The organism is Parasphingorhabdus sp. (assembly GCF_036963705.1).
In the GTDB taxonomy this organism is placed as follows: domain Bacteria; phylum Pseudomonadota; class Alphaproteobacteria; order Sphingomonadales; family Sphingomonadaceae; genus Parasphingorhabdus.
In genome coordinates this window covers 1-3977 of sequence record NZ_JBALUT010000121.1, presented here as the reverse complement: position 1 = coordinate 3977, position 3977 = coordinate 1, and the positions used below count along the sequence as shown (strand labels likewise).

7 protein-coding genes are annotated in these 3977 nt (G+C 52.0%); all 7 read left to right on the top strand.

Annotated elements, in window-relative coordinates; genetic code table 11:
- Nucleotides 1-2 precede the first annotated feature (2 nt).
- The gene (locus V7680_RS15020) at nt 3-317 is read left to right on the top strand and encodes a DUF736 domain-containing protein (RefSeq protein WP_335654069.1); all 315 of its coding nucleotides are present in this window, start codon (nt 3-5) and stop codon (nt 315-317) included.
- 282 nt (nt 318-599) lie between these two features.
- Nucleotides 600-941 carry an ArsR/SmtB family transcription factor gene (locus V7680_RS15015; RefSeq protein WP_335654068.1) on the top strand — a complete coding sequence of 114 codons (342 nt, stop codon included), beginning with the start codon at nt 600-602 and terminating at the stop codon, nt 939-941.
- A gap of 110 nt (nt 942-1051) precedes the next feature.
- Nucleotides 1052-1495 carry a DoxX family protein gene (locus V7680_RS15010; protein WP_335654067.1) on the top strand — a complete coding sequence of 148 codons (444 nt, stop codon included), beginning with the start codon at nt 1052-1054 and terminating at the stop codon, nt 1493-1495.
- Between the two features lie 32 nt (nt 1496-1527).
- Nucleotides 1528-2295: a hypothetical protein gene (locus V7680_RS15005; RefSeq protein ID WP_335654066.1), complete on the top strand. Its 768-nt coding sequence runs from the start codon at nt 1528-1530 to the stop codon at nt 2293-2295.
- A gap of 255 nt (nt 2296-2550) precedes the next feature.
- Nucleotides 2551-2748 carry a DUF1289 domain-containing protein gene (locus tag V7680_RS15795; protein WP_442955063.1) on the top strand — a complete coding sequence of 66 codons (198 nt, stop codon included), beginning with the start codon at nt 2551-2553 and terminating at the stop codon, nt 2746-2748.
- Between the two features lie 155 nt (nt 2749-2903).
- On the top strand, nt 2904-3458 hold the full coding sequence (locus tag V7680_RS15000; RefSeq protein WP_335654065.1) for a hypothetical protein: 555 nt from the start codon (nt 2904-2906) through the stop codon (nt 3456-3458).
- The coding region (locus tag V7680_RS14995; RefSeq protein ID WP_442955062.1) for a relaxase/mobilization nuclease domain-containing protein at nt 3458-3977 on the top strand (520 nt) is incomplete at its 3' end. The genes V7680_RS15000 and V7680_RS14995, both read left to right, overlap by 1 nt.

The window sequence follows — 3977 nt, the reverse complement described above, 5'->3', positions numbered from 1 at the left end:
ATATCGGATCATTCACAAAGTCAGGCGAAAGCTACAAAGGCGAAATCGTCACAATGAGCGTTCAGACCAAGAACGTCCGCATCGTTCCCGAAGAAGCAAGCGAGAATGAAAACGCACCGACCCACCGGGTTTTTGTCGGTCGCGCAGAAATCGGAGCAGCCTGGACCAAGACCTCGAAGGAAGATCGCCCATATCTGTCGGTTAAGCTCGACGACCCCAGCTTCACCGCACCCATTTTCGCTAATCTGTTCGACGACGAAGATGGCAAGACCTTCAATCTCATCTGGTCACGCGCCCGCAAGGCCAGCGGCGAATAAGTCAGAAAAATTCAACCCCGCCCGGTCTGTTCGGGCGGGGCTTCGCTGTGTTCTTATCACATTGAGCAACTGTTGATCTTGGGATTACTAGAAACTTCTCTATTTTCGATCAGTGTCTGCTTGCGACCCTAATGGCAGTCGTTCCGGGATGAGTTGAAAGTTCCCAATAGCGGCCATTCACAATTCCTCGGTTGATCTAGCAAATTTTTTGCCGCGCAATCATAGATTGACAATATATTAGATTACTCTAATTTAGATACTACTTATATAAGAATCGGTTCAATGCCTGATCAATCTCTGTCCTTACTTGCTGAAAAGGCTGCAGAAGCCGCAAGCTTGCTTAAAGCGCTTTCTAATGAAAAGCGCTTGCTGATAATGTGTCATCTCATTTCCTCCGGTGAACTTACTGTGGGCGCACTGGTAGATGAAGTTGGCCTTAGTCAGTCGGCATTGTCGCAGCATTTGGCGCGTTTGCGTAGCGATGGGCTAGTGTTGTTTCGGCGCGAAGCGCAGACGCTATATTACCGAATTGCTGACCCGAGCTCAGGCCGTGTGATTGAGGTGTTGCGCGACATTTATTGTCCCGAGCTTAGCGCTGAAATGTCAGAACAGATTGGACAATAACACAAGTATTCGGGCTAGGCGGCGGTTTACTGGTCTGCTTCCTGGGTGCTTTCGCGCTTACGAAAACCACACACGCATACTGAAACATCAAAATAGGAGGGAAGCATATCATGAATCGACTTACTCAAATCAACACACGGCTTGCACCGGCTGAAATCAAGAAGACTTGGTTCGATCCCATCTTTCGTATCACGACGAGTTTGATATTTATCATTGGCGGCATTGGCCATTTTGGTGCCCATGCGCACATGCTTGCCCGGATGGAAGAATCTCCCTGGCGCGATGCCGTAAAAATGGTTGGCGATCCCTCGTTGTTGCTCTGGATAAGTGGCGCTATCTTTATTGTTTTCGGGATTGCGCTGGCGTTTGGCTACCTAACCCGGATATCCGCATTGCTGATTCTCCTGACGCTTGTTCCCATTACACTGGCCATTCACATTGCGCCTGGCCATACAGGGCCGCTATTCAAGAATATCGCTATCATGGGTGCATTGCTTTATTTTTATGCCAACGGACCGGGCCGGTTTGCGATTGATCGAGAGGGCAAAGAATAAAATATTCTCATGGATGGAAAGAGAGCGAGAAAATGAAATTTTCAAAGGTATACAAGATAATCACAGCTGGCATTTTAGCTATTTCATCACCGGCGCTTGCCGAACCGACGGACGTGGTGGTGCGGGTTATTAGTCAGGATGCCAAATTTGTCGGTGATCAGATGGGCGGAGCCCGGGTTATCTTGCGCGATGCCGAAAGCGGACAAGTATTGGCCGATGGCATAACGACCGGAGGCACAGGGAACACCCAACAGATTATGGATTCGACAGGGCGAAGCCCGATGCTGGCTACGCCAGACGCCGCAGCGTTCACCACGCAGCTTGATCTGTCTCAACCCACGCTCGTAACGGCGGAAGTCGTTGGTCCGTTGGCTCAGATGCAAGCCAGCATTCGCGTCACGGCACAGCGCTGGATTGTCCCCGGACAACCCGTTACCAGCGGAGATGGTTGGGTAATCGAGTTACCCGGTTTGGCCGTCAACATTATCGCGCCACAACCTAATACGCACAGCGCTAAGGGTAGCCGAACAATCAAGGTTATGGCCTCAACGATGCTTATGTGCGGTTGTCCGATTACCAGCGGTGGGCTTTGGGATGCCAAAGACTATAAAGTTGAAGTCATGGCCTATCAAGCCGGCCGCAAAATCGCCAGCGGTAAGCTTGATTTCATTGAAGCGCCGGGCCGTTTTGGAGGTGATCTCACCGTACCTGAAGAAGGCGTTTATGAACTGATCGTATCAGCTCGAAATACGCGAACGGGTAATACTGGGGTTGACCGAACCAGTGTCATTATCCCGTGATACTCTTCGACTGTTTCTGTGTTCAGCCATCCATAGGCATGGGCATCGTAACTTGCAGATTAAAGCCGAGCTCAATTAGCGGGTCTTCTCTCTACTCGCGGTGAGAAAATGGGAATGTCCAATTTGCTTTTTCTGGCTCTCCGAACCGGTCATTCCGTTAACCACCCAAAAGCAGAAATCAAATCTATCGGCCAAAAATATCGAGTTCATGCTCAATGATGTTGTTGATTCACCTGTCTAAGGACGATTAGAATTATGACTGAACGGCCACTATCTCCCTGCAAAGACATTTGTGCGCTGGACGCCAGTGCCAGCGTCTGTTGCGGCTGCGGTCGCTCCGTCGCAGAGATCGCCGAATGGGGGAGCGCGACCGCCAGCCGCCAGCACGAAGTCGTGCGGCGATCTTCGGCTCGTATGAGAAGCCCCGCTTCACAGACGTACTTAAAAGCCTAACCCCCAAGCGCATCCAAAGCAGCCTTCATCTTTGATGAAGATTGCCGCTTTGGATGCGCTTTTCTTAGGGGGTTTTAGGGTATTTGTCTTTATTGCAGGATATGCCTAGCGGCGCGTGTTGTATTACAATGCCCGTGTTCCACGAGGCAATTTTAATGGCGACAAATACCCAGCCGACGACTGCGATGCTAAGCATAAGGCTCGATACAGGCGCGCTCGCTGCGCTCGATAGTTTCGCGGTAGGGCGGGGCGGTCGAAGCGCAATCATGCGGCAGATGATCGAACGGATGCTGGAAAAGAATATCGGTCTTCCGCTGATCGAGCCGTCCGAGGGTTCATCATGCAACCGCGTCTCGCTGCGCTTTACTGATGCCGAGATTGCAGTGATCGAATATCGCGCATCGCAGCGTTCAACAAATCGGTCAGGCTGGATAAAGGCATTGGTGCGCCGTCACCTTGCTTTGAAATCTCGCGTCGATGACGGTCTGCTGAATGAGCTTGCACCGATCAGAATGCAATTGCTCCGTATTGGCCGCAATCTCAATCAGGCAATGAAGGCTGCCAATTTGCGAATGATGGACGACGGCGACAAGAAAATCGAAAACGATCTGCGACGGATCGCCGATATGCGTATGGAAATTTCCGAGCAGGTGGCAGCAGTCGGGGAAGCCATGCAGGGCGATGCGAGCTATTGGACGGTTGCTGATTGATGGGGTTGGAATCGGCCTTATGGGAAGCGACCCGTCCCGCATTTCGGGTGCGATATATCCATGACCCGAATGGCCAACCGCTTATCCCGCTCTATGCCAGTTACGGGTCTGCCAGCGGCAAGACAGCGCGGGCCAAGCTGGCGAGAATTGTGCGCCGAGCGCCCGAGGTTTTGGTTAAAGTGACGGGACGCCAGAAAGGCGGTCGCCATGTTAAAGCCCACCTTGAATATATCGGTCGCAAGGGTGATGTCGCAATCGAAAGCCGCGACGGTGAAATCCTCACGAGCAAGGATGATATTGTCGAGCGAGCAGCGGAGTGGAGCGACACGCTGCAATGGCGATCACGGCCAACCGTGTCGTCGGTGTCGTTGGTTTTTTCGATGCCCGCAGGCACTGACCCCGACAAAGTGTTGGGAGCGGTTCGCGCACTGGCCCATGCCGAATTCAGCGACAATCATGATTATGTCTTGGCGCTTCATACCGATACGCCGCGCCCGCATGTTCATTTGACAGTGCAGG